At 40.4% G+C, this 230-nt stretch carries 1 protein-coding gene; it reads right to left on the reverse strand.

The features are described from left to right. Positions 1-230: transposase (locus AC23MC_RS16565; protein ID WP_487569426.1), on the reverse strand; the 230-nt coding region annotated here is incomplete at both ends.

The following is a 230-nucleotide window of genomic DNA, read 5'->3' on the forward strand; positions in this document are numbered from 1 at the left end:
GAAGCATTGGCTTTGATAAAAGCACTATCAACCGCTTGGCGTTTACCTCGAACCATTCCTTTTTCTACACAAAGCGAGAGTACTTTCTTGAATAGTTCCATGAACACTTCCTCTCCATACAATTGTCGTGTTCGGCTGATAGTGCTGTGCCATGGCAACGCCTCATCAATATCATACCGAATAAACAACCGAACGTCTAAACAATTAGAACAATATTCAATAAGTTTTCG

This window comes from Flavobacterium sp. T50_26 (assembly GCF_057652995.1).